General features: G+C 67.6%; 17 protein-coding genes. 4 read left to right on the top strand and 13 right to left on the bottom strand.

What is annotated here, in order from left to right:
• Window positions 1-67: 67 nt before the first annotated feature.
• A complete protein-coding gene (locus ABVF28_RS13805; protein WP_371030912.1) occupies window positions 68-1762 on the bottom strand; it encodes a RecQ family ATP-dependent DNA helicase in 1695 nt (564 codons plus the stop codon).
• Between the two features lie 203 nt (window positions 1763-1965).
• Window positions 1966-2799, bottom strand: a complete 834-nt coding sequence (locus tag ABVF28_RS13800; RefSeq protein ID WP_219819814.1) for an aldo/keto reductase — start codon at window positions 2797-2799, stop codon at window positions 1966-1968.
• A gap of 145 nt (window positions 2800-2944) precedes the next feature.
• Here ABVF28_RS13800 and hrpA point away from each other — a divergent pair, with 145 nt between their 5' ends.
• Complete coding sequence (gene hrpA / locus ABVF28_RS13795) at window positions 2945-6874, top strand: ATP-dependent RNA helicase HrpA (RefSeq protein WP_371030911.1); 3930 nt, start codon at window positions 2945-2947, stop codon at window positions 6872-6874.
• Window positions 6875-6963: 89 nt separating this feature from the next.
• Here the strand turns inward: hrpA and ABVF28_RS13790 are convergent, their stop codons facing one another.
• The 5 genes from ABVF28_RS13790 to ABVF28_RS13770 form a co-directional block, all read right to left on the bottom strand.
• Entirely contained in the window at window positions 6964-7719 is a 756-nt protein-coding gene (locus tag ABVF28_RS13790; protein ID WP_371030910.1) for an SDR family NAD(P)-dependent oxidoreductase, read from the bottom strand.
• A gap of 204 nt (window positions 7720-7923) precedes the next feature.
• On the bottom strand, window positions 7924-9627 hold the full coding sequence (locus ABVF28_RS13785) for a glycoside hydrolase family 13 protein (RefSeq protein ID WP_371030909.1): 1704 nt from the start codon (window positions 9625-9627) through the stop codon (window positions 7924-7926).
• An 82-nt stretch (window positions 9628-9709) separates the two neighbouring features.
• A complete protein-coding gene (locus tag ABVF28_RS13780; protein WP_181027020.1) occupies window positions 9710-10414 on the bottom strand; it encodes an amino acid ABC transporter ATP-binding protein in 705 nt (234 codons plus the stop codon).
• Window positions 10415-10521: 107 nt separating this feature from the next.
• Entirely contained in the window at window positions 10522-12807 is a 2286-nt protein-coding gene (locus ABVF28_RS13775) for an ABC transporter substrate-binding protein/permease (protein ID WP_371030908.1), read from the bottom strand.
• A gap of 284 nt (window positions 12808-13091) precedes the next feature.
• Window positions 13092-14477: a glutamate decarboxylase gene (locus ABVF28_RS13770; protein WP_371030907.1), complete on the bottom strand. Its 1386-nt coding sequence runs from the start codon at window positions 14475-14477 to the stop codon at window positions 13092-13094.
• A gap of 69 nt (window positions 14478-14546) precedes the next feature.
• Here ABVF28_RS13770 and ABVF28_RS13765 point away from each other — a divergent pair, with 69 nt between their 5' ends.
• On the top strand, window positions 14547-16208 hold the full coding sequence (locus ABVF28_RS13765) for a metallophosphoesterase (protein WP_371030906.1): 1662 nt from the start codon (window positions 14547-14549) through the stop codon (window positions 16206-16208).
• On the opposite strand, the gene ABVF28_RS13760 is transcribed toward ABVF28_RS13765, so the two are convergent.
• From ABVF28_RS13760 to nrdH, 6 genes are all read right to left on the bottom strand, one after another.
• Window positions 16178-16711, bottom strand: coding sequence for a DUF6328 family protein (locus tag ABVF28_RS13760; protein WP_371030905.1), 534 nt, complete (start codon window positions 16709-16711; stop codon window positions 16178-16180). The genes ABVF28_RS13765 and ABVF28_RS13760 overlap by 31 nt on opposite strands.
• 95 nt (window positions 16712-16806) lie before the next feature.
• On the bottom strand, window positions 16807-16968 hold the full coding sequence (locus ABVF28_RS13755) for a hypothetical protein (protein WP_179556380.1): 162 nt from the start codon (window positions 16966-16968) through the stop codon (window positions 16807-16809).
• A 263-nt stretch (window positions 16969-17231) separates the two neighbouring features.
• Window positions 17232-18215: a class 1b ribonucleoside-diphosphate reductase subunit beta gene (gene nrdF, locus ABVF28_RS13750; RefSeq protein WP_104312409.1), complete on the bottom strand. Its 984-nt coding sequence runs from the start codon at window positions 18213-18215 to the stop codon at window positions 17232-17234.
• Window positions 18216-18295: 80 nt separating this feature from the next.
• Window positions 18296-20422 carry a class 1b ribonucleoside-diphosphate reductase subunit alpha gene (nrdE, locus tag ABVF28_RS13745; RefSeq protein WP_104312410.1) on the bottom strand — a complete coding sequence of 709 codons (2127 nt, stop codon included), beginning with the start codon at window positions 20420-20422 and terminating at the stop codon, window positions 18296-18298.
• Entirely contained in the window at window positions 20419-20850 is a 432-nt protein-coding gene (gene nrdI / locus ABVF28_RS13740; protein WP_104312411.1) for a class Ib ribonucleoside-diphosphate reductase assembly flavoprotein NrdI, read from the bottom strand. The genes nrdE and nrdI overlap by 4 nt, the downstream gene beginning before the upstream one ends.
• A gap of 48 nt (window positions 20851-20898) precedes the next feature.
• Entirely contained in the window at window positions 20899-21135 is a 237-nt protein-coding gene (gene nrdH, locus ABVF28_RS13735; protein ID WP_068478736.1) for a glutaredoxin-like protein NrdH, read from the bottom strand.
• Window positions 21136-21466: 331 nt separating this feature from the next.
• Between nrdH and ABVF28_RS13730 the strand changes: the two genes are divergently transcribed.
• Both ABVF28_RS13730 and ABVF28_RS13725 read left to right on the top strand, forming a co-directional pair.
• Window positions 21467-22681, top strand: a complete 1215-nt coding sequence (locus ABVF28_RS13730) for an MFS transporter (RefSeq protein WP_371030904.1) — start codon at window positions 21467-21469, stop codon at window positions 22679-22681.
• Window positions 22682-22720: 39 nt separating this feature from the next.
• Window positions 22721-23551, top strand: coding sequence for an aldo/keto reductase (locus tag ABVF28_RS13725; protein WP_371030903.1), 831 nt, complete (start codon window positions 22721-22723; stop codon window positions 23549-23551).
• The last annotated feature ends 81 nt before the right edge of the window (window positions 23552-23632 follow it).

Raw genomic sequence — 23632 nt, 5'->3', positions numbered from 1 at the left:
ATGCTGCTTCCGGTCCCTCGCGGAACGAGGTGAAGCACTCCTCGGCGACGCGTCGTCGTCACCCCCGTCAGGCGGTCTCCACCTGGCGCAGCACGTCGGCGTCAAGGGCCGCGAGCGCGACGACCTTGTACCCCTCCGACTCGAAGAAGATCGTCGCACGGTCCTCCTCCACGCTGACGACCGTGCCCGGTCCCCATTCGCGGTGCTCGACGCGTTCGTCGACGGACAGCGGCGCGTCAGGAGCGCTCTCGACGCCCGAGCCCGCGTCGCGGGGGCCGCCGGCGCCCGCAGCGTCCGAAGCGACTCCGGCATCTCCCGCGGCCTCGCGCCGCTCGCAGCCGTCGCAGTTGCCGCACCACTCCGGCCCGTCCACCCCGAAGTAGTCGAGCAGCACCCGACGGCGGCACTGCGACTCCTCCGCGTAGGCGCGCATCATCGAGAGGCGCGATTCGGCGATGCGCCCCCTGGCGGCGACCGCATCCTTGACGGCCCGAACGACAACATCGACTCGGGTCTTGCGCAGCGGACGCACTCCGTCGGCCGTATCGACGAGCTCCGCGTCCACCAGCTGGTTGAGGAGCCTCGAGACGGTTCTGGCGGGCCGATCGACGGCCTCGGCGAGCTCTCGAACGCTGGCGCCCGGCTTGCGCTTGATGGCGCGCCAGAGGTCCTGCAACCCGGCCTTGTCGACCGAGCGCTTCGCGAAGAAGCGCCGTAGCGCGAGGTCCTCGACGCGGTAGTGCAGCACGGCCGTCGCCGGCTCGCCGTCGCGGCCCGCGCGCCCCACCTCCTGGTAGTAGGCGTCGAGCGACTCCGTCGTCGCGGCGTGCAGCACGAAGCGAACGTCACCCCGGTCGATGCCCATGCCGAACGCGGAGGTCGCGACGACCACGTCGAGCTCGCCGTCGCGCCACCGATCCTGGACCGCTCGGCGCTCGGCGACCTTGAGCCCTGCGTGGTAGGCGGCGACGTGGCGGCCTTCCGAGGCGAGCTCCGCCGCGTATTCCTCGGTCTCCCGGCGCGAGGCCACGTAGATGAGGCCGGGGGCGGTCCAGCTGCGCGCCTCCAGGATGATGGCGGCCCGCTTGTCGTCCTCGCTCTCGTGACGTTGCACCACGAGACGGATCTCCGGGCGGTCGACGCCGTGCACCTGCACATCCGGGTCCTGCATCCGCAGCCGCTCGACAATCTCTGCCCTCACGGGCTTCGAGGCCGTCGCGGTCATCGCGAGCACCGGCGGGTCGCCGAGTGCTGAGCGCACGTCGCCGAGCCGCAGGTAGTCCGGCCGGAAATCGTGCCCCCAGGAGGAGACGCAGTGCGCCTCGTCCACGACGAGCAGCGACACGTCCTGCGCCGCGAGCCGGGCGACGTTGTCCTCGTCCGCGAGCTGCTCGGGCGCGAGGAGCACGTAGAGCGATCCACCCTCGTCGATGCGCTCCCAAGCGCGAGCCACGGCGGCAGCGCCCCGAGAGGAGTTGATGGCGACGACGTCCGGGGCATCCGGGGCGGCCTCGATCGACGCGCGCTGGTCCGCCTGCAGGGCGATGAGCGGCGAGACCACGAGGACGATGCCGCCGCGCGCAGCGCCCGCGACCTGGTAGACCGCGGACTTCCCACCACCGGTCGCGAGCACGAGCAGCGTGTCGCGTCCCGCGGCCGCCGAGCGGATCGCGTCGCTCTGGCCGGGGAGGAATGACTCCCACCCGAACCGCTCCCGCGCGATGCGCTCGATGGTGTCGTGAGCAGGTGCGGGGGAACTCATGCTCTCGACGGTATCGACGACGAACTCGGTGGCGACGTCGCTTGACAGGCCCCCTGGTTCGTGCCGCCCCGACTCGCTGGAGCCACCCCAGAGATGCCGGTTCCTGCCGCCAGGAGCCAGCATTCCCCGTGTGGATGCGGCGCGCACGCGAGACGGCCGGCGTCCCCTGAGGGAGCGCCGGCCGTCTTGTTGCCTGCTGGAGGCTAGTTCACCTCGTTGGGGTGCGCCGCGACGCGACCCTCTTCGCCGCGCTCGAGCGCCGTGATGGCGTCGTACTCGGCGCCGGACAGCTCGAAGTCGAAGACCTGAGCGTTCTCGACCATGCGCTCACGCGACGTGGTCTTCGGGAACACGATGTTGCCCTTCTGGATGTGCCAGCGGATGACGACCTGTGCGGGCGTCTTGCCGTGTGCATCCGCTGCGGCCTTGACGGGCTCGAGCTCGAAGAGCGGGTACTTGGCCTGGCCGAGCGGGCCCCACGCCTCGGTCTTGATGTCCTCGGCCTGCAGGTAGGCGTCGAGCTCCGGCTGCTGGAAGATCGGGTGCTGCTCGATCTGGTTGACGACCGGCTTCACGCCCGTTGCGGAGATGATGTCGCGCAGGTGCGACTCGAAGAAGTTGCACACGCCGATCGACGTGGTGAGACCGGCCTGCTGCAGCTCGACGAGCGCCTCCCAGCTCTCGACGTACTTCTTCTGCTTCGGCGTCGGCCAGTGGATGAGGTAGAGGTCGGCCTTCTCGAGGCCGAGGCGCTCGAGGCTCGCGTCGATCGCGGCGCGGGGCGTGTCGCGTCCCTGCTCGTCGTTCCAGAGCTTCGTGGTGATGTAGAGCTCTTCGCGCGGAATGCCCGACTTCGCGATGGCGCGGCCCACGCCCTCCTCGTTGCCGTAGATCTTCGCGGTGTCGATGTGGCGGTACCCGACCTCGAGGGCGTCGGAGACGATGCGCTCGGTCTCCGCCGGGTCGACCTTGAAGACGCCGAAGCCGAGCTGGGGGATGCTGGTGCCGTCGTTGAGGGATACGTTTGGGATCTGCAATGCGGTCATTCCACAGTTTTACCAAGCGTGTGCAACTAAAGCGAGTTGGCGAGCGACGCTGGAAGCGAACGAGCGCGGATCGCGACCGCTGAGTGGCCGGTGCGGGGCACATTCGCAAGCCACCTGGCAATAGACTGAACTGCTCATGACTACGACGCCCCTCGAGATCTCCTACCCGCCGGAGCTGCCCGTCAGCCAGATGCGGGACGAGATCCGCGACGCCATCGCCGCCAACCAGGTGGTCATCGTCGCGGGCGAGACCGGCTCGGGCAAGACGACGCAGCTGCCGAAGATCTGCCTCGAGCTCGGGCGCACCATGATCGGGCACACGCAGCCGCGACGCATCGCGGCGCGCACGATCGCCGAGCGCATCGCCGATGAGCTCGGCGGCGACATCGGCGGGCTCGTCGGCTACCAGGTCCGCTTCACCGACGAGGTGTCGGCCGAGACGCGCGTCAAGCTCATGACCGACGGCATCCTCCTCAACGAGATCCACCGCGATCGCCTGCTGCGCAAGTACGACACGATCATCATCGACGAGGCGCACGAGCGCAGCCTCAACATCGACTTCCTCCTCGGCTATCTGAAGACGCTCCTGCCGAAGCGCCCCGACCTGAAGGTCATCATCACGTCGGCGACGATCGACCCGGAGTCGTTCTCGAAGCACTTCAACGACGCCCCCATGATCGAGGTCTCGGGCCGCACCTTCCCCGTCGACGTGCGCTACCGGCCGCTCGTCGCGGACGCGCCGCTCCCCGGTGAAGAGGACGAGGACGCGGCCCCGCAGACTTCGGAGCGCGACATGTTCGAGGGCATCGTGGATGCGCTCGACGAGCTCGACCGCGACCTGCCGGGTGACGTCCTCGTGTTCCTCTCGGGCGAGCAGGAGATCCGGGATGCGCAGGACGCGATCCGCGCGCACGTCGCGCGCGACCGCCGCCCCGAGTCCACCGAGGTGCTCCCACTCTTCGGGCGCCTCTCCTCCGCCGAGCAGCACCGCGTGTTCGAGTCGAAGCGCCCACCGGGCGTGCGGCGGCGTGTGGTGCTCGCGACGAACGTCGCCGAGACGAGCCTCACGGTGCCGGGCATCGTGGCCGTCATCGACACGGGCACCGCGCGCATCTCCCGCTACTCGACGCGTGCCAAGGTGCAGCGCCTCCCCATCGAGGCAATCTCGCAGGCCTCCGCCAAGCAGCGCTCCGGCCGCGCGGGCCGCACCTCGGCGGGCGTCGCGATCCGCCTCTACTCCGAGGCGGACTTCGACCGCCGCCCCGAGTTCACCGAGCCCGAGATCCTCCGCACGAACCTCGCGAGCGTGCTCCTGCAGATGCTCGAGCTCGGCCTCGGCGCCCTCTCCGAGTTCCCGTTCCTGCAGCCGCCGGACGCACGCGGCATCAAGGACGGCACCGACCTGCTCAGCGAGCTCGGCGCCGTCGAGCCCGGCAAGGCCAGCCAGGGGAAGAGCAGCCAGCTGCGGCTCACGAAGATCGGCCGCAGCCTCGCCCGCCTGCCCATCGACCCCCGCTTCGGGCGCATGGTCATCGAGTCGAAGCAGCACGACGTGAGCCGCGAGGTGCTCATCATCGTGGCCGGCATGACGGTGCAGGACATCCGCGAGCGGCCGCTCGACCACCGGCAGAAGGCCGACGAGCTGCACGCCCGCTTCCGCGATCCGACCAGCGACTTCCTCACGCTCGTGAACCTCTGGAACTATCTCGAGGAGCAGAGCCACGAGCTCGGCTCGAGCGCGTTCCGGCGCAAGTGCCGCGACGAGTTCATCAACTTCGTCCGATTCCGCGAATGGCAGGACGTCTTCCGGCAGCTGCGTCAGCTCGCCGGCCCCATCGGGCTCAAGGTGCAGCGGCCCGCCGCCGGCCAGGTGCAGGAGCCAGGCGCCCTCGCCGATGCCATCCACCGCTCCATGCTCGCCGGCCTCCTCAGCCACATCGGCATCCGCGACGAGCTGAAGCGCGACTACGCGGGAGCCCGCGGCACGCGCTTCCAGATCTTCCCCGGCTCGGGCCTCGCGAAGGCGAAGAAGCAGCCGGACGTCGTCATGGCCGCCGAGCTCGTCGAGACGAGCCGCCTCTTCGCGCGCACCGTCGCCAAGATCGATCCGGCCTGGGCCGAGGTGCTCGCGCGGGATCTCGCGAAGCGGAACCACTCCGACCCGCACTGGGAGAAGAAGCAGGGCTCCGCCGTCGCGATCGAACGCGTGACCCTCTACGGCGTGCCCATCGTCCGCGGACGCACGGTGCAGTTCTCGAAGATCGACCCCGCCTGGTCGCGCGACCTGTTCATCCGCCACGCCCTCGTCGAGGGCGACTGGAACGGCCGCCACAGCTTCGACTCGAAGAACCGGGCGCTACGCAAGAGCCTCGCCGACCTCGAGGAGCGCACCAGGTCGCGCGGCGCGTACTCCGACGACGAGGACGCCGTCTTCGAGTTCTACGACGAACGGCTCCCCCGCGACGTCGTCTCGCAGTCCACATTCGAGAAGTGGTGGCAGGGCGCGCAGAAGCAGACCCCGCAGCTGCTCACCATGACGCGGGCGGATGTGCTCGGCGAGGAGCACGCCGACCCCGACGAACAAGGTGCCGGGTTCCCGACCGAGTGGAAGCAGGGTGACCAGCGGCTGCGCCTCAGGTACCGCTTCGACCCGGGCGCACCAGATGACGGCGTGACCGTCAACATCCCGCTGCCCCTCCTGTCCCGACTCGACGACCGCGGCTTCGACTGGCAAGTGCCCGGCATGCGCCGCGAGCTCGTCATCGCGCTGCTGAAGTCGCTGCCGAAGGCGACCCGTCGAAACTTCGTGCCCTCCGCCGACTGGGCCGACAAGCTGCTCGGCGAGCTCGGCGAGGCCAGGCCGGACCTCGGCCAGGAGGTTCCTGGCGACTTCGACGACACGCTCCGGCAGATCATGCAGCGGCAGGCGGGCATCCGCTTCGACGTCTCCGAGTTCGACTGGAGCCGTGTGCCGTCGCACCTGCGCGTGCGCTTCCGCGTGCTCGACGACCGCGGCCGCGAGCTCGGCACGGGTGAAGACCTCAAGACGCTGCAGGACAAGCTCAAGAAGGCGTCGGAGGCGTCGGTGCTGCGCGCCACGCAACAGGTCGCCGCACCGGCCCGACCAGGGAACGGCGTGCGCGAGGCCGGCTCGGTGCCCGCGCAGAGCGCGTCGACGGCGGAGCTCCGCTACGACCAGCACGGGCTCACCGAGTGGCCGCTCGACGAGATCCCAGAGCTCATCGACATCAAGCGCAAGCACGGCGTCATCCGCGCCTACCCGTCGCTGGCCGTCGTCAAGGGCAGCATCGACCTGCGCCTCGTGACGACCCCTGAGGACCAGGCACGCGAGCATCCGGTCGGCGTCGCCGCCCTGCTCGCCGCGTCGGTGCCCTCCCCCGCGAGCTACGTGCAGGAGCACCTGACGGCGAAGGAGAAGCTCGCCCTCGCGACGAGCCCGTACCACTCGACACCGGCGCTCTTCAACGACATCGTCGCCGCGCTCGCCCAGGATGCGGTTGCCGCGTACTCCGTGGAGCACGGCGGGCCCGTGCGCACGCGTGCGGCCTTCGACGAGCTGCGCGAAGCCTTCAACGCGACGCTCGTCGACCGCATGTTCGCGCAGACGAAGCTCGTCTCCGAGGTGCTCGACCGCTTCCGCGAAGCCAACAAGGCGCTCAAGTCGGCCAACCACATCTCGGTGCTGCCATCGCTCGCCGACGCCAGGTCGCAGCTCCAGGCGCTTGTGTACCCGGGGTTCGTGTCGAAGACGGGCGTCGCGCGCCTCGCGCACCTGCCCCGCTACCTGCGCGCGCTCACGTACCGCCTCGAGCGGGTGCTCAGCCACTCGAGCATCGAGCGCGCTGGGCTCATGCAGGTCGAGCAGGCCACGGCGCTGTACACGGAGGCCGGGGGCACGTTCCCCGTCGCGCGCACTGCGCCCGCGTCCGTCGTGCAGGCCAGGTGGATGCTCGAGGAGTTCCGCGTGAGCCTCTTCGCGCAGCAGCTCGGCACGGCCGAGACCGTCTCGCTCAAGCGCATCCGCCAGGCCCTCGCCGAGAAGTAGCGCCCCGCAACGCAGATCGCTGCCTGAGAACCCAACCCCTCGAGCGAACGAGAGGGTGGCCTCACAGGCAGCGATGACGCGCCTGAGGGTTAGACCGCCGTGTAGCCGCCGTCGACGAGCACGTAGGAGCCCGTCATGAAGCTCGCCTTGTCGGAGAGCAGGAACGTGGCGAGGTTTGCAACCTCCTGGGGCTGGCCGAGGCGGCCAAGGGGATGCTTCGCCTCGAGCGCCGCGAAACCGGCCGCGTCCAGGTGCTGCTCAAGCAGCGGGGTGCGGATGTACGCGGGCCCGACCGCGTTGATGCGCAGACCCTGCGGACCGTACTCCGCCGCCGCGTTCTTGGTGAGGCCGACGACGCCGTGCTTCGCCGCGGTGTACGCGCCGCTGCCGATCGCGGCCACGGTGCCGTGGATCGACGCCATGTTGACGATCGCGCCCTCCTCGGCACCTGCGTCGAGGATCGCGGGGATCTGCGCCCGCAGGCCGTAGAGCACGCCGTTCAGGTTGATGTTGATGACGCGATCCCAGTCGTCGACCTCGACCTCGGCCGCCGGGGCAGCCTTGCCGCCGATGCCGGCGTTGTTCACGGCGTAGTTGAGCTTGCCGTAGGTCGCGACGGCGTGCTCGACGGTGCGGACGCTGTCCTCGGCGATGGCCGTGTTCGCTTCGAACGGCGACGCCGTGCCGCCGGCTGCCTCGATCTCGCCGACGACGCGCTTCGCGCCATCGAGGTTCATGTCGGAGACGACGACCTTGACGCCGTTCGCGGCGAGGTCCTTGGCGATTGCCTCGCCGATCCCGGAACCGCCGCCGGTCACGATCGCGACTTTGTCCTGAAATGCCATCTGCTGAGTCCTTCCGAAGCTGGGCCGGTGGGATCCGGCCGTCGCTTCGAGTGTCCTCCCGCGCAGCCGCAGATGGCTGTGTCTCGGGTCAGCGAAGAGGCGTACGATCCGAGTGAGCTGTATCCGTGCACGCGAGCTCGGTGATGAGTCGCCGCCCCGACGCAGCTGCGTGCAGGCGCGCCCAGCGCGCCCGATCCGGCAGCGCTACTCGGCGGCGCCAAGCCAGACCGTCGTGTCGGTCAGCAGCTGAGCCGCATCCTCGACGTGCGCGACCTCGCTGCGGGCGAGCACGCGAAGACCTTCCGGCAGCGCGACCGGCTCGGTGCCGAAGTTGGTGATGACGGTGACGTCGCCGTTGCGGTAGGCGAGCACCTCGTCGCCGAAGCCGTCGACCCATTCGAAGCGCGCATCCCCCAGCCCGAGGTCGTGCTCGCGTCGGAGCGCGAGCAGCGAACGGTAGAGGTTGAGCGTCGAGGCGGGGTCGTGCACCTGCTCGCTGCGGGCGAGCTTCGCCCACAGCTCAGGCTGCGGAAGCCATGACTCCCCCGTCGCGCTGAAGCCGTAGCTGTCGCCCCCGGCCTCCCACGGGATGGGCACGCGGCACCCGTCGCGACCGTACAGCTCGCCTTCGGAGCGGATGAAGATCGGATCCTGCCGTGCGTCGTCGGCGAGGTCGATGACGTCGGGCAGGCCGAGCTCCTCGCCCTGGTACAGGTAGCTCGAGCCCGGGAGACCGAGCATGAGCGCGGTCGCGGCGCGGGCACGACGCTCGCCCACGACGGGGTCCGGCTGGCCTGGTGTCTTCGGGCCGACGCCCGCGCCGTGCGCGTTCGGCTCGGTCAGCGCGAGGCGGGTCGCGTGGCGCACCGTGTCGTGGTTCGACAGCACCCACGTGCTGGGGGCACCGGATGCGGCGAACGCGGCGAGCGAGCGCGTCACGACCTCCTTCTGTCCGTCCGCGTCCCACGGGGCGCGCAGGTACGCGAAATTGAAGGTCTGGTGCAGTTGGCCCGGGCGGACCCATTCGGCCATCTCCTCGACGCTCGGCAGCCAGGCCTCACCGCACAGCACGCGGTCGCCGTCGTACTCGGCGGCCACGAGGTGCCAGGCGCGGAAGATGTCGTGCACGGCCTCCTGGCCGAGGTACGGGGTGCGGGGGTCGCCGACGATGGGCAGGTTGCTCTCGACGGGGATGTAGTCGGGCAGTCCGTCTTCCTTCGCGAGGCCGTGGGCGACGTCGATGCGGAAGCCGTCGACGCCGCGGTCCAGCCAGAATCGGAGAATGTTCTCGAAGTCCTGGTGCACCACCGGGTTCGACCAGTCGAAGTCGGGCTGCGTCGAGTCGAACAGGTGCAGGTACCACTGGCCGGGGGTTCCGTCGGCTTCCGTGAGGCGCGTCCAGGCGGGCCCGCCGAACAGCGACTGCCAGTTGTTCGGCGGCAGCTCACCGTGCTCGCCCTTGCCCTCACGGAACAGGTAGCGGGCGCGCTCGGGGCTGCCGGGGCCAGCGGCCACAGCCGCCTTGAACCAGGCGTGCTCCGAGGAGGAGTGGTTCGGGACGATGTCGACGATGATGCGGATGCCCCGCTCGTGAGCGGCCTCGAGCATCCGGTCGAACTCGTCGAGCGTGCCGAAGACGGGGTCGACATCGCAGTAGTCGGCGACGTCGTAGCCGGCGTCGTTGAGGGGCGACGGGTAGAACGGGGAGAGCCAGATGGCGTCGATGCCGAGGTCGGCGAGGTCCGGGATGTGCGCGGTCACGCCGGCGAGATCGCCGATGCCGTCACCGGTGCCGTCCGCGAACGAACGCGGGTAGACCTGGTAGATGACGGCCGAGCGCCACCATTCGGATCCGGGGGTGGTGTCCTTCGCGAACTGGGCGGCTGTGGGTGCATTGTTGGGCGTCACCTCGACAGGTTAGTGGAAACGCGGCACCCCCTGTCCACCGGACAGGGGTGCCGCGTTCTTCGGTGCCGGGAACGCGGAAGTGCTAGAGCACCTTCCCGAGGAAGTCCTGCGTGCGCGACTCCTTCGGGTTGCCGAACAGCTCGTCCGGCGTTCCCATCTCGACGATCTTGCCTTCGGCCATGAACACGACACGGTCGGCGACTTCGCGCGCGAAGCCCATCTCGTGCGTGACCAGGGCCATCGTCATGCCCGACTTGGCCAGGTCGCGGATGACCTGCAGCACCTCACCCACCATCTCGGGGTCGAGGGCGCTGGTCGCCTCGTCGAAGAGCATGATCTCAGGGTCCATGGCGAGCGCGCGGGCGATCGCCACACGCTGCTTCTGTCCGCCGGAGAGCTGCGAGGGGCGGCGGTCCATGAGGTGGTCGAGACCGACTCGGCGCAGCAGCTCCTCGCCACGCTTGTTGGCCGCTTCCTTGCTCGTGCCCTTGATCTCGCGGGGCGCCAGCGTCACGTTCTCCAGCACGGTCATGTGCGGGAAGAGGTTGAAGTGCTGGAACACCATGCCGATGCGCTGGCGCACCTTGTCGAGGTTCGTCTTGGGCGCCGTGATGTCGTCGTCGTCGATGAAGACGTGGCCCTTGGTGACCTCTTCGAGGCGGTTGAGGCAGCGCAGCAGCGTCGACTTCCCCGAACCGGACGGACCGATGATGGCGATGACCTCGCCGTTGGCGATCTCGAGGTCGATGCCCTTCAGCACCTCCACGGGGCCGAACGACTTGTGCATCTCGACGACGCGCACGCGCGGCTCGCCCGAGTTGACCGCGTCGAAGCGACCGGTGAATGGCGTCTGCTCCACGGATGACGCATCCGACGCTGAGTTGTTCACGTCACTCATTTGTTGAACCTCTTGTCGACGTAGTTGGAGAGGACCGTCAGCAGGTAGATGACGATGAAGTAGAGCACACCGACGACGAGCCAGATCTCGAACGACCGGAAGGTCGAGGCGATGACGATGCGGCCCTGGTAGGTGAGCTCAGCGAAGCCGAGGACGGACAGCAGCGAGGTGTCCTTCAGCGTGATGATGAACTGGTTGATGAGCGACGGCGTCATGATCTTGAACGCCTGCGGCAGCACGACTCGACGCATGGACTTGCCGCGCGTCAGGCCGAGCGAGCGAGCCGCCTCCATCTGGCCGGGGTCGACCGACTGGATGCCCGAGCGCACCGTCTCCGTGATGTACGCGCCGGCGTTGAGGCTCAGCGTGATAACACCGGCCGTCAGCGCGTCGAGCGAGATGCCCGTCACGGCTGGCACACCGAAGTAGAAGAAGAACGCCTGCACCAGCACCGGGGTTCCTCGGAAGATGTTCACGTACGTCGACGCGATGCCGCGGAGCAGCAGGTTCTTCGAGATCTTCAGGAAGCCGAACGCGAGGCCGAGGATCATGGCGAAGACGAGCGACAGAGCGGTGGCCAGCAGCGTGTAGCCGAGGCCGACCATGAGCGACGGGAAGGCGGCCACGACGAGCTCGAAGAAGCCGAGCTGTCCCGATTCCTCCTCGCTGCCGAGGTAGCGGTCGTTGATCGTGTCGAGCACGCCCGTGTCTTCGGCGTTGGCGAGGCCGGCGTCGAACATCTCAAGCAGGTCCGCGTTCTGTCCCTTGAGTACCGCGAAGCCGTACTCGCCGCCCTCGATGGGGTCTCCGACGGTCATGAGGCCGTTGCCCTGCTGGATGCCGTACTGCAGCACAGGGAAGTCCTCGAACAGTGCGACGGAGTTGCCCGTCTGCACCTCCGCGATCATGTCGGCGGTGTCGGAGAACGTGCGGATCGTGAAGCCGTACTCGGTCGACAGCTCCTCGGCGGTCGTGGCGCCCACGGTTCCGGTCTTGACGGCGACGTTCTTGCCGGCCAGGTCCTCGTAGCCGGCGATGCTCGTGTCGCCATCAGCGACGGCCATCTGCACACCGGAGGTGAAGTACGGCTCTGAGAAGTCGAAGACCTCCTTGCGCTCATCCGTGATGGTCATGCCGGCGATGATGCCGTCGGCCTGGCCGGACTGGACCGCTTGGAGTGCGGCATCGAAGCCGAGCGGCTTGATGTCGACCGTGAAGCCCTGGTTCGCGGCGATCGCGCGCATCAGGTCCATGTCGATGCCGATCGTCTCGCCGTTCTGCTCGAACTCGAACGGCGCGTAGGTGTTGTCCGTCGCGATGACGAACGAGCCCTTGTCCTGCGGGGTGTCGACCGGGAAGAGCGGGTTCTTGGGCAGTGTGCCGGGACCGTCGTCCTCGATGACCTCGTTGCCGAGCGTGACGACTCCGCCGGAGATCTTGGTCGCGTCGGGCGCGCCGTCGCCGAGGTACTCGTCGAGGATGCCCTGGTAGGTGCCGTTCTCGACGACGTTCTTCAGGCCTTCGTTGAAGGCCTCGCGGAGCTCCGTGTTCTGGCCCTTGTTGACCGCGAAGCCGTACGAGGATGCGCGCTCCGGCTCGGTCACCGTCTTGAGGTTGATCTCGCCGGTCTCGATGCCGTACTGGAGGATCGGGAAGTCGTCGAAGACCGCGACGGAGTTGCCGCTCGTGACGTCGTTGAACGCGTCGGACGCATCCTGGAAGCCGGTGACGGTGAAGCCGATCTCCTTGCCCAGGGTCTCTGCGAACGTGAACCCCTCGGTGCCGTTCTTGGCGGCGACGGTCTTGCCCGCGAGGTCCTCGTACGTGGTGACGTCACCGTTGTCCTTGGCGACGGCCATCTGGATGCCTGAGTCGAAGTAGGGGTTCGAGAAGTCGAACGTGCCCTTCCGCTCATCGGTGATCGACATGCCGGCGATCATGCCGTCGACGGCATTGGTCTGCACTGCCTGCAACGCGCCATCGAACCCGAGCGACTTGATGTCGACCGTGAAGCCCTGATCATCCGCGATGGCGTTGATGAGGTCAATGTCGATGCCGCGGAGCTCGCCGTCGATCTCGAACTCGAACGGCGCCCACGTGGTGTCGGTGGCGATCGTGAAGGTCTGTCCCTCGACCGAGCTCTTGCCGATCGTGGCCGCTTGGGCGGTTCCCGCGATGGCTCCGCCGGTCAGCAGCAGCAGCAGTGCGACCGCGATGACGGACAGGACTTGGTTTCGTGAGTCTGCGACTCGTTGCAGGAGTGAGGTGAGCGAAGTTCGCATCGTGCTCCTCGGCCGGGGCAGAACGTGGAGCAGCGTTGGAACCTGTCGGAACCCGGCTGCCCCCGCGTCTGCCGGTCTGTCGGCTGACGCAGATCGCCTCAGCCGAATTGTGTGCGCAACGCTACCTGCCTGGGAGTCTGCTGGATGACGCGATCCGCAGATCGTGCTCGCCTTGTGATGTTCATCCGACGCAGCGAACCGCCCATTCCCGTCTCACGGGAGGCGCCTTGACGGTGCCGCGCGGCGCGCGCGTGCGGCCGACAGGGAGCACTGCAAGAACCTCCCTAATGCGTGAACCCGCGCTTGCCGTCCCCTCCGTCGGAACGGCCTGCGGCGCCCGAATCGAGAGCCCGGACCGCGCTACGGAGATCTTCCATGAGGTCGTCGGCGAGGTCTCGTCCGAGCCCGTTGCGAACCACGATGCGTTGGACGAGTCGGTCGGAGAGATTGTCTGGCAGCGGATACGAGGGCACGAGCCAGCCGGTCATGCGCAGCCGGTCGGAGACATCGGCGAGAGTCCATGCGCCGCCCGCGTCGGTGCGCTGCCAGGCGAAGACGGGGATGTCGAGCTGCGTGTTGAAGAGGGTGAACTCGTCCATGGAGTCGATCTCCTGCGCGAGGAACTGCGCCACGTCCATCGTCGCGCGCTGCACGCGCTCGTACCCCGAGAAGCCCAGGTGCAGGAACTGGTAGTACTGCAGCAGCACCTGCGCGCCGGGGCGCGAGAAGTTGAGGGTGAGTGTCGGGATGTCGCCGCCGAGGTAGCTGACCCGGAAGATCAGCTCGGGCGGCACGAGGTCGACGTCACGCCATACGACCCAGCCGAGGCCGGGGTACACGAGCCCGTACTTGTGGCCGGAGGTGTTGATCGAGACGACCCGGTCGACGCGGAAGTCCCACTCGAGGTCCCGGTTGAGGAACGGCGCGATCATGCCGCCGGACGCGCCGTCGACGTGAACGGGGACGTCCAGTCCGCGCGCGGCCTGGATCAGGTCGAGCGCCGCCGAGATCTCCTTCACCGGCTCGTACGCGCCCGTGTAGGTGACGCCCATGATGGCGACGACGCCGATGGTGTTCTCGTCGACGACGGCGTCGAGCTGATCGCCCGTCAGCGTCGGATGCGCGTCGTCGATGGGCACGAAGCGAGCCTCCACGTCCCAGTAGACGCAGAACTTCTCCCAGCACACCTGCACGGCACTCGACATCACGATGTTGGGTGCATCCGCCGACTGCCCCTTGGCCTTGCGCGCAGCGGCCCAGCGCTTCTTGAGGGCAAGGCCCGCGAGCATGGCGGCCTCCGAGGAGCCGACCGTGCTCGTGCCGATCGCCTTCGCGACGTCGGGCACGTGCCACAGGTTCGCGATCATCTTCCAGCACCGCTGCTCGATCTCGGCAGTCCGTCGGTACTCGTCCTTGTCGACGATGTTCTTGTCGAACGTCTCCGAGTAGAGGCGGTCGGCGTGCTCGTCCATGTACGTGCTCACGAACGTGGCGAGGTTCTGCCTGGCATTGCCGTCGAGCATCGCGTCGTCACGCACGAGCTGGTACGCGACCTCGCTCCTCGTCCCGTGCTCGGGCAGCTCCAGTTTCGGAAGCGGCGCGAGCTCATCGGCGCTGCTGAAGATCGTCAGGGGATTCTCGCTGGCGGGAGGCGTCACAGGGGTGTCCATGTGCGTACTCTTGCCACTGGTGGGAAGACCCGCAAGAGTCGGAGCGGCTCAGATGACGGAATGGGGCGTGTGAGCGACGAGATCGGACTGCTGTGCGAGCCGTACCTGCTGCTTCCGGACGAAACAGGTGTCGAGGTCGCCTGGGTGACCGATCGGAGGCCGCGCGCGAGCCGCCTGGTCTTCGTGCCGTGGGAGCTTGCCGACCGACTCGAGCAGCTGAGCCCGGACGAGCTGCTGGATGCGTCGATCGGCGGCGAGCTTCCCGGCGCTGTCTGGGTGCAGGCCATCAGCACGCGCCTGCCCGCGATGGCCGAAGACCGCGAGAGCGTGCTCCCGGCGCGGCTGGTCGACCTTCGTCTCGCCTTGCGGAGCGGCGAGACAAGCGGCGTGACCGTGCCACGCGAGGTGTGGCGGATCGCCGCGAGAGCGACGGGCCTCGAACCCGGGCGGGCGTACGCGTACCGAGTTGCCAGCTCCGGGGTCGCATCCGACGTCGCCCGCCTCTCAGCCGCTCCCCCGGCCGGTGCACCCATGCTCAGGCTGCTGCTGACCAGCGACCATCAGCTCGGAGCGACGGTGCCCGCCACGATGAAGCAGGCGATCGCCGCAACCGGGCGCTTCGACGCCGTGCTCTACGCGGGCGACTTCGTGAATGTCCCCGACCGCGCGTCAGAGTGGTTCGATGACGCCCGCGGCTCGGCGTTCTTCCCCTCCATGCGAGGCATCCTGCCCAACACGCCGATGCTCTCGGTTGTCGGCAACCATGAAGTCCAAGGGACGCGAGAGGCCGGGGCCACGCTCGCGGAATCGTTCGAGAGCGCGCTGCCGCTCGCCGTCAGCCCGGACGGCCTGAGCCTCTCGAACTACGAGATGCTGTTCCCGTCCCCGTCAGGGTCGCGCTTCTTCGCCATCACCTTCGGCGGCGTGCGCATCATCGCGCTCAGCGCGGCGCGTGTCTGGCGATCCGAGCGCGCGGCGGAGCACCCCGAGGACCGTGTCGCCTCGAGCAGGTACCAGGAGTCGCGCGAGGTGCTCGACGACCCGCTCGCCCAGCGCTACGGTTCGCACATCATCGACGACCTGAGCGCCGGGAGCCCGCAGTACAACTGGCTGCGACGCGAACTGCGGAGTCCCGAGTTCGCGGGGGCGAGGTTGCGGATCGTCGTCATGCACGAGAGCCCGCACAGCATCGGCGTGAACGCGATGCCGCATTTCGCGCATCCCGTTCGCCTCGAGGAGCGGGATGCGACTGGGCGGGTGACCGGGGTGCGCTACGACTACCCGTCGAGCGAGAACATCCTGCTTCGCGACGTCGCGCCGCTGCTGGAAGCGGCACGCGTCGAGCTCGTGATCGGCGGGCACTCCCACCTCTGGTCGAGGTTCACGTCGCCAGCGGGCGTGCACTACCTCGAGACCTCGCACGCGGGCAGCACCCACGGAGCGTTCGAGAGCGGCGGCGGACGGCAGCGCGCCCGCCCGCCTCGCCTCTGGAACGCCCACGACGCCCTCGCTCAGGGCGACCCGGGCGGCCTCACGCCCATCGTGCCGAGCATCCGCCCCCGGCTGGGACCCGAAGACCAGCCGCTCCCGTACGTCGCCGACCCCGAGCTGAGTGTCTTCAGCGTCCTGACCGTGTCAGCGGATGCGGGTGCGGAGGTCTCGAGCTACGTGGTCGACTCGCGCACCCCGGACGCCCCCGCTCAGCTCTTCGACGCGTTCCCGCTGGGGTAGTCGTCAGCGGCACGGTCGCGTGCTGTCCGGAGCAGTTTGGGGCCGAAGGTCCACAGCAAGACGGCGAGCACGGCGATCCCTCCCCCGGCCCACAGGCCAGCGGCAGGTGAGACGACGAAGTCGAAGACGAAGAGCACGATGCCGACGAACAGCAGCGTGGCTGCGACGAGGCAGACGAGGAGGATCACGCTCCCTGCGTGCACGAGCTGGGCTTTCGCACGCTCCTGGAACAGCACTCGGTGCAGCATGACCGGCGCCAGGGCCAGCAAGGTGACGACGACGGCGAAGATGACGAGGCACAGGTAGAGCACGTGGTCGAACGTCCCGAGTTCGGTGAAGCGCTGCTGGAACGGCAGTGTCAGGAGGAACCCGGCCATGATCTGCGTGCCCGTCTGCAGGACGCGGAACTCCTGCATGAGCTCGTTCCAGTTGCGGTCGTAGCGCTCGTTCGGAGTCTCGTCGCGCCCGTCGTCAGGCGTGGTGGTGACCTCGTTGTCGACCATGACTTCTCCTGCGTTCCTGGAGGTGCCGGGTATCTCGTTGTGCTGGTGGTCCGGCGCTCCCCGGCCCGGGGGCGGGGGCGCGCCGGACTCGCCGGTCAGGAGAGGTCGCTGACGCCGTCCTGGCGTCGGCGGTCCTGCGAGCCCTCGTCATCGACGGCGCCGCCGCCCGCTTCGAAGGTCTCGTCGCGGCGCTCCTGGCGGTGCTCCTCCTGGTGCTCGTGCTCCTCGCGAAGTTCCTCGTTCTTGTCGTGTCCCATGGGATCTCCTTCGATCGTGCTCGGGGGGACCGTGCTCGCCCTCCGGCGGCGGGGTGCCGCTGCCCAGAGCGTAGCGCGCGCGGCCTGGATCGCGGCAAGAAGTCGGACTCCCCAAAGCCACACAGAGCTCGACGCCACGAGCCCCGGGGTGTGGGCTGCGGGAAGAAGGTCAGGGGCGCGTCGTCGGGAGAGACACCGCGAGGCGGCACCGGCCAGGTTTCTGGTCGGTGCCGCCTCGAGGGTGGCGCTGCGGGGGCGTGGGGTTAGAAGTCCCAGTCCTCGTCTTCGGTGTTGACGGCCTTGCCGATGACGTAGGAGGAGCCGGACCCGGAGAAGAAGTCGTGGTTCTCGTCGGCGTTCGGTGAGAGCGCCGACAGGATCGCCGGGTTCACGTCGGTGACGCTGGAGGGGAACATGGGCTCGTAGCCGAGGTTCATGAGCGCCTTGTTGGCGTTGTAGTGCAGGAACTTCTTGACGTCCTCGGCCAGGCCGACTTCGTCGTAGAGGTCGTGCGTGTACTGCACCTCGTTCTCGTACAGCTCGAAGAGCAGCTCGAACGTGTAGTCCTTCAGCTCCTGGCGCTTGGCCTCGTCGACGAGCTCGAGGCCCTTCTGGAACTTGTACCCGATGTAGTAGCCGTGCACTGCCTCGTCACGGATGATGAGGCGGATGAGGTCGGCCGTGTTGGTGAGCTTCGCGTGGCTCGACCAGTACATGGGTAGGTAGAAGCCCGAGTAGAACAGGAACGACTCCAGCAGCGTCGACGCGATCTTCCGCTTGAGCGGGTCGTTGCCGTGGTAGTAGTTCATGACGATCTGCGCCTTGCGCTGCAGGTTCTCGTTCTCTGTGGACCAGCGGAACGCGTCGTCGATCTGCGGCGTGCTCGAGAGCGTCGAGAAGATCGACGAGTAGCTCTTGGCGTGCACCGACTCCATGAACGCGATGTTCGTGTAGACGGCCTCCTCGTGCGGCGTCAGCGAGTCGGGGATGAGGCTGACAGCGCCAACGGTTCCCTGGATCGTGTCGAGCAGCGTGAGCCCCGTGAAGACGCGCATCGTGAGCGTCTGCTCGGCCGGCGTGAGCGTGTTCCACGACTGCACGTCGTTCGACAGCGGCACCTTCTCCGGAAGCCAGAAGTTGTTGACGAGTCGGTTCCAGACCTCGACATCCTTCTCATCCGGGATGCGGTTCCAGTTGATCGCCTCGACTTTTTGGAGGAGGTGGCTCGTCTCGACCTGCGGGTTCATCTGCGTGAGTTCTTTTCTGTCGCGTTCGTGCGGGAATAGTCGGGCATTCGCCCGGAGGCCGGCCTGGCCGAGGAGTGCTGTTACAGCATGCAGCTGACGCAGCCGTCGACCTCGGTGCCCTCGAGCGCGAGCTGACGAAGACGGATGTAGTAGATCGTCTTGATGCCCTTCTTCCACGCGTAGATCTGCGCGCGGTTGATGTCGCGGGTCGTCGCCGTGTCCTTGAAGAACAGCGTCAGCGACAGGCCCTGGTCGACGTGCTGCGTCGCCTCGGCGTACGTGTCGATGATCTTCTCGTAGCCGATCTCGTAGGCGTCCTCGAAGTACTCGAGGTTGTCGTTCGAGAGGTACGGCGCCGGGTAGTAGACGCGGCCGAGCTTGCCTTCCTTGCGGATCTCGATCTTCGACGCGATCGGGTGGATCGACGAGGTCGAGTGGTTGATGTAGCTGATCGACCCGGTCGGCGGCACAGCCTGGAGGTTGCGGTTGTACATGCCGTGCTTCTGCACGAGCTCGCGCAGCTCAGCCCAGTCGGCCTGGGTCGGGATGTGCATGCCCTCGAAGAGCTCGCGGACGCGTTCCGTCTTGGGAGCCCACTCGACGTCGACGTACTTGTCGAAGAACTCGCCCGTCGCGTAGGTGGAGCGCTCGAAGCCGGCGAAGGAGCGGCCGCGCTCGGTCGCGATGAGGTTCGAGGCACGGATCGCGTGGAACACGACCGTGTAGAAGTACATGTTCGTGAAGTCGAGAGCCTCTTCCGAACCGTAGAAGATGCGCTCGCGTCCCAGGAATCCGTGCAGGTTCATCTGGCCCAGGCCGATGGCGTGCGACTCGTCGTTGCCCTTCGCGATGGACGGCACCGAGGCGATGTGGCTCATGTCGCTCACGGCGGTGAGACCGCGGATGGCCGTCTCGACGGCCGTCGCCAGGTCGCGGGAGTCCATGGCTGCCGCGATGTTCATCGAACCCAGGTTGCAGGAGATGTCGTTGCCGATGGTCTCGTAGCCGAGGTCGTCGGTGTAGGTCGTCGGCGAGTTGACCTGGAGGATCTCCGAGCAGAGGTTCGACATGTTGATGCGGCCCTCGATGGGGTTCGCACGGTTCACCGTGTCCTCGTACATGATGTACGGGTAGCCGGACTCGAACTGGATCTCGGCGAGCGTCTGGAACAGCGTGCGTGCGCTGATCTTCGTCTTCTGGATGCGCGCGTCGTCGACCATCTCGTAGTACTTCTCCGTGACGGAGATGTCGCCGAACGGCTTGCCGTAGACGCGCTCGACGTCGTACGGGGAGAAGAGGTACATGTCCTCGCCCCGCTTGGCGAGCTCGAACGTGATGTCGGGAACCACGACGCCGAGCGAGAGCGTCTTGATGCGGATCTTCTCGTCGGCGTTCTCGCGCTTCGTGTCGAGGAACCGCATGATGTCCGGGTGGTGCACGTTGAGGTACACGGCTCCGGCACCCTGCCGCGCGCCGAGCTGGTTCGCGTAGGAGAAGGAGTCCTCCAGCAGCTTCATGATCGGGATGATGCCAGAGGACTGGTTCTGGATCTGCTTGATCGGAGCGCCGGACTCGCGGATGTTGGAGAGGTTGAAGGCGACGCCACCGCCGCGCTTGGAGAGCTGCAGCGCGGAGTTGATGGAGCGGCCGATGGACTCCATGTTGTCCTCGATGCGGAGGAGGAAGCAGGAGACGAGCTCGCCGCGCTGCTTCTTGCCCGTGTTGAGGAACGTGGGGGTTGCTGGCTGGAAGCGACCCGCGATCATCTCGTCGGCGAGCGAGGTTGCGAGCGCCTCTTCACCCTGCGCGAGGCCGAGCGCGACCATGAGCACGCGGTCCTCGAAGCGCTCGAGGTAGCGCTTGCCATCGAACGTCTTCAGGGCATACGAGGTGTAGAACTTGAACGCGCCGAGGAACGTGGGGAAGCGGAACTTCTTCGCGTAGAGGCGGTTGCGGAGCTGCTCGATGAACGAGTGGGAGTACATCGCGAGCGTCTCGGGCTCGTAGTACTCGTTCTCGACGAGGTACTCGAGGCGCTCTTCGAGGTCGTGGAAGAAGACCGTGTTCTGGTTGACGTGCTGGATGAAGTACTGGTGAGCGGCTTCGCGGTCCTTGTCGAACTGGATCTGGCCGTTCTCGTCGTACAGGTTGAGCATCGCGTTCAGCGAGTGGTAGTCGAGCGTGTTCGCCGCCGTTGGTGCGTTCATCGTGATGACACCTGCGTCGTCGAGAGCGGTTGTTGCTGCCAAAACCTGTCCAATCCAGAGTTGACTGCGGCGACGTCGTCTGGCGTGCCGAAGAGTTCGAAGCGGTAGAGCGTGGGTACGCCGCACTTCGCGGAGATGATGTCGGCTGCCAGGCCGTAGCCCTTGCCGAAGTTCGTGTTGCCGCCGGCGATGACGCCGCGGAGGAGCTCGCGATTGCGCGGCTCGTTGAGGAACCTGATGACCTGCTTGGGGACGGCCCCGCGCCCATCTCCCCCACCGTAGGTGGGGAGGATGAGCACGTAGGGCTCGTCCGCGACAAGCTGAGGTTCGCTCGGGAAGAGCGGGATGCGGCTCGCTGGCCGCTCGAGCTTCTCGACGAAGCGACGCGTGTTCTCTGAGACGCTCGAGAAGTAGATGAGCCCGGTCATGGGTGCAGTCCCTTCTTCAGCAGCGGCGAGAGCAGCGCGGTGCGACGGCTAGGCCGTGGCGAGAGCAGCCAGCTGGCTGATCTTGTCGGGACGGAAGCCCGACCAGTGGTCGTCACCGGCGATGACGACGGGAGCCTGCATGTAGCCGAGCTCCTTGACGGTCTGGAGTGCCTTCTCGTCGGCCGAGACGTCGAAGATCTCGTACTCGATGCCCTGCTTGTCGAGGGCACGGTAGGTGGCGGTGCACTGCACGCATGACGGCTTGCTGTAGACGGCGATTGCCATGGGTTTTCTCCTGGTTCCTAAGTGCTTGGGAGTGCTATTCGTGCAGTGCGGTGAACGCGTCTCGCCCGGTCTTCCGCGGCCCTGCCGGAGCAGTCTCACGCGGTGCCAGGTGGATGAACCCCCGTTGTGTCGCAGTTTCCCGCGGCCACTACATCTTGTGCTCGATGAGGCTACCACCACTAGATGCGGTGTTACAACCGTGTAGTTCTCCACAAGTCCTCCACAGAAAATGCCCCTGTTTCCGGCGTTTCTCCACCGGTTTTCGGCGGTTGTGCACAGTCTGTCCCCAACCACCGACATTCTGTGTCTGAGGCGTACGATTGTCGGCGCTGTGACGAACTACGCGACTGTACTCAGAACCCCTGGCCTGGCACGACTCCTGCTCTCGCAGCTCGTCGCCAGGTTCCCCGCCGGCATGCTCTCGCTCGCGATCCTCATGCACATCGAGGACACGTACTCCAACTTCACCTCGGCCGGCGTCGTCCTTGCCGCGTTGAGCATCGGCCAGGCGGTCTCCGGACCGGTGGCGGGTCGCCTCATGACGTTCTGGGGCATGCGCCCCGTTCTCATCGCGACGATGGTCGCGTGCTCCGTGTCGCTCACGGCCCTCGCCCTCTGGCCGCCGGTGCTCTGGCAGGCCGCGATCATCGCCGTCCTCGCCGGCCTCACCATTCCTCCCGTCTCCCCTGCCGTACGGACCATCTACCCCAAGGTGGTCAACGCGGCCCTCCTCTCTCGGCTCTTCTCCCTCGACGCCTCCCTCCAGGAGGTCATCTGGGTCATCGGCCCGGTCGCCACCACGGCCGTCGCGTTCGCGATCTCCCCCGCCGCCGGCATCCTCGTCGCGGCCGGCATCCTGCTCCTCGGCGGCCTCTGGTTCGTGGCAGCGCCCGAGGTGGGGAAGGTCCGCATCCCGAAGTCGAGGAGGAGGGCCGGGGCGGTGCTCCGCAATCCCGTGGTCGTTCTCATGTCGATCATCGGCGCGCTGCTCGTCGGCGCCTGCTCCGCCATCGAGGCCGCCGTCGTCGCCGAGTTCGGGCACGAGCGAGCCGAGACCGGGATACTGCTGGCAGTGTTCGCCGTGGGCTCCCTTGTCGGAGGCCTCGCGTTCGGACACCTCCCGCTGGCCCCAGCGTCCTTGGCGCGCCGCATGGGCATCGTGTTCCTCGGCATCGGTCTCGCACTCATCTCGACGAACCCGATCTGGCTCGGCGCGGCGTTCTTCGTGAGCGGCCTCGGCATCGCGCCGGTCTTCTCCGGCAGCTTCTCGGCCGTATCCTCGAGCGTCAGGTTCAGCGAGAGCGCAGAGTCGTACGGGTGGATGGCGACCGGCCAGCTCATCGGCGCCGCCGCAGGCTCCGCGCTCGCCGGCATCGCCAATGACCTCGCCGGCTCTCTCGGCGGCTTCCTCGTCAGCGCGGCCTTCGCGCTCCTCGGCGCGGCCGTCGCGCTCGTCTGGCGCCGGAGCATCCCGGACCTCCGCGGCACCGACATCGCTCCGCGCCCCGACACCGAGCCGATGAACATCCTGAACTCGCCCTCCTGATCGACCCTCGCTCAGCCGCACGCCGAACGAAAGGCCTCCATGACCTCGCCGCTCTCCCCCAGCCTGACCATGAACGACGGCATCGAGATCCCACAGCTGGGGCTCGGGGTCTACAAGGTGCCTGCCGAGGAGGCGACGCGAGTCGTCGTCGACGCCATCGACCTCGGTTACCGCCACATCGACACGGCCGCGTTCTACGACAACGAGGTGGGCGTGGGGAAAGGGATCCGCGAGAGCGGGGCGTCTCGCGATGACCTGTTCGTCGCGACGAAGGTCTGGCACGACCGGCACGGCTTCGACGAGACGCTCGCCTCGTTCGACGAGAGCCTCGAGCGGCTCGGACTGGACTACGTGGACCTCTACCTCATCCACTGGCCAGCCCCCGCGCAGGACCGGTACGTCGAGACGTGGCGAGCCCTCGAACGGCTGCGCGACGAGGGCCGTGCGCGCTCGATCGGCGTCTCGAACTTCAAGGGGCATCACCTCGACCGCCTGGCCGCGGAGACCGGCACCGTCCCGGCCGTCAACCAGATCGAGCTGCACCCCCGGTTGCCGCAGACCGAGACGCGCGCCTACAACAGCGCCCACAGCATCCTGACGGAAGCGTGGTCCCCGCTCGCCAGAGGCACGCTGCTCCAGGAGCCCGCGCTCGTCGCACTCGCCGAGAAGCACGGCAAGACCGTCGCTCAGGTAGTGCTGCGATGGCAGCTGGACCTCGGCAACGTCGTCATCCCCAAGTCCGTCCACCGCGAGCGGCTCGCCTCGAACCTCGAGGTCTTCGACTTCAGCCTCGACGCCGAGGACCTCGCCGTGATCGCCCCACTCGAATCCGGCGAACGGACCGGCAAGGACCCAGACCTCTTCTTCTGAGCGCCTCTCCCCCGGCGCAGATCGAACGCGCGCACTCCTCGACGCGCGTTCTCTGGGGGAACTCGGAGCACGCCCGCCCCC

The organism is Pseudoclavibacter sp. JSM 162008, assembly GCF_041366455.1.
Taxonomy (GTDB): Bacteria; Actinomycetota; Actinomycetes; order Actinomycetales; family Microbacteriaceae; genus Pseudoclavibacter.
Note: the sequence above shows the minus strand (reverse complement) of the source record. Positions and strands in the feature narration are given on the sequence as shown.

Coding starts and splice junctions, on each gene's coding strand:
- ABVF28_RS13725 (WP_371030903.1), top strand. CDS start 22,721: ATGACCTCGCCGCTCTCCCCCAGCCTGACCATGAACGACGGCATCGAG.
- ABVF28_RS13780 (WP_181027020.1), bottom strand. CDS start 10,414: ATGCACAAGTCGTTCGGCCCCGTGGAGGTGCTGAAGGGCATCGACCTC.
- nrdH (WP_068478736.1), bottom strand. CDS start 21,135: ATGGCAATCGCCGTCTACAGCAAGCCGTCATGCGTGCAGTGCACCGCC.
- nrdE (WP_104312410.1), bottom strand. CDS start 20,422: ATGAACGCACCAACGGCGGCGAACACGCTCGACTACCACTCGCTGAAC.
- ABVF28_RS13775 (WP_371030908.1), bottom strand. CDS start 12,807: ATGCGAACTTCGCTCACCTCACTCCTGCAACGAGTCGCAGACTCACGA.
- nrdF (WP_104312409.1), bottom strand. CDS start 18,215: ATGAACCCGCAGGTCGAGACGAGCCACCTCCTCCAAAAAGTCGAGGCG.
- ABVF28_RS13790 (WP_371030910.1), bottom strand. CDS start 7,719: ATGGCATTTCAGGACAAAGTCGCGATCGTGACCGGCGGCGGTTCCGGG.
- ABVF28_RS13760 (WP_371030905.1), bottom strand. CDS start 16,711: ATGGTCGACAACGAGGTCACCACCACGCCTGACGACGGGCGCGACGAG.
- hrpA (WP_371030911.1), top strand. CDS start 2,945: ATGACTACGACGCCCCTCGAGATCTCCTACCCGCCGGAGCTGCCCGTC.
- ABVF28_RS13755 (WP_179556380.1), bottom strand. CDS start 16,968: ATGGGACACGACAAGAACGAGGAACTTCGCGAGGAGCACGAGCACCAG.
- nrdI (WP_104312411.1), bottom strand. CDS start 20,850: ATGACCGGGCTCATCTACTTCTCGAGCGTCTCAGAGAACACGCGTCGC.
- ABVF28_RS13770 (WP_371030907.1), bottom strand. CDS start 14,477: ATGGACACCCCTGTGACGCCTCCCGCCAGCGAGAATCCCCTGACGATC.
- ABVF28_RS13805 (WP_371030912.1), bottom strand. CDS start 1,762: ATGAGTTCCCCCGCACCTGCTCACGACACCATCGAGCGCATCGCGCGG.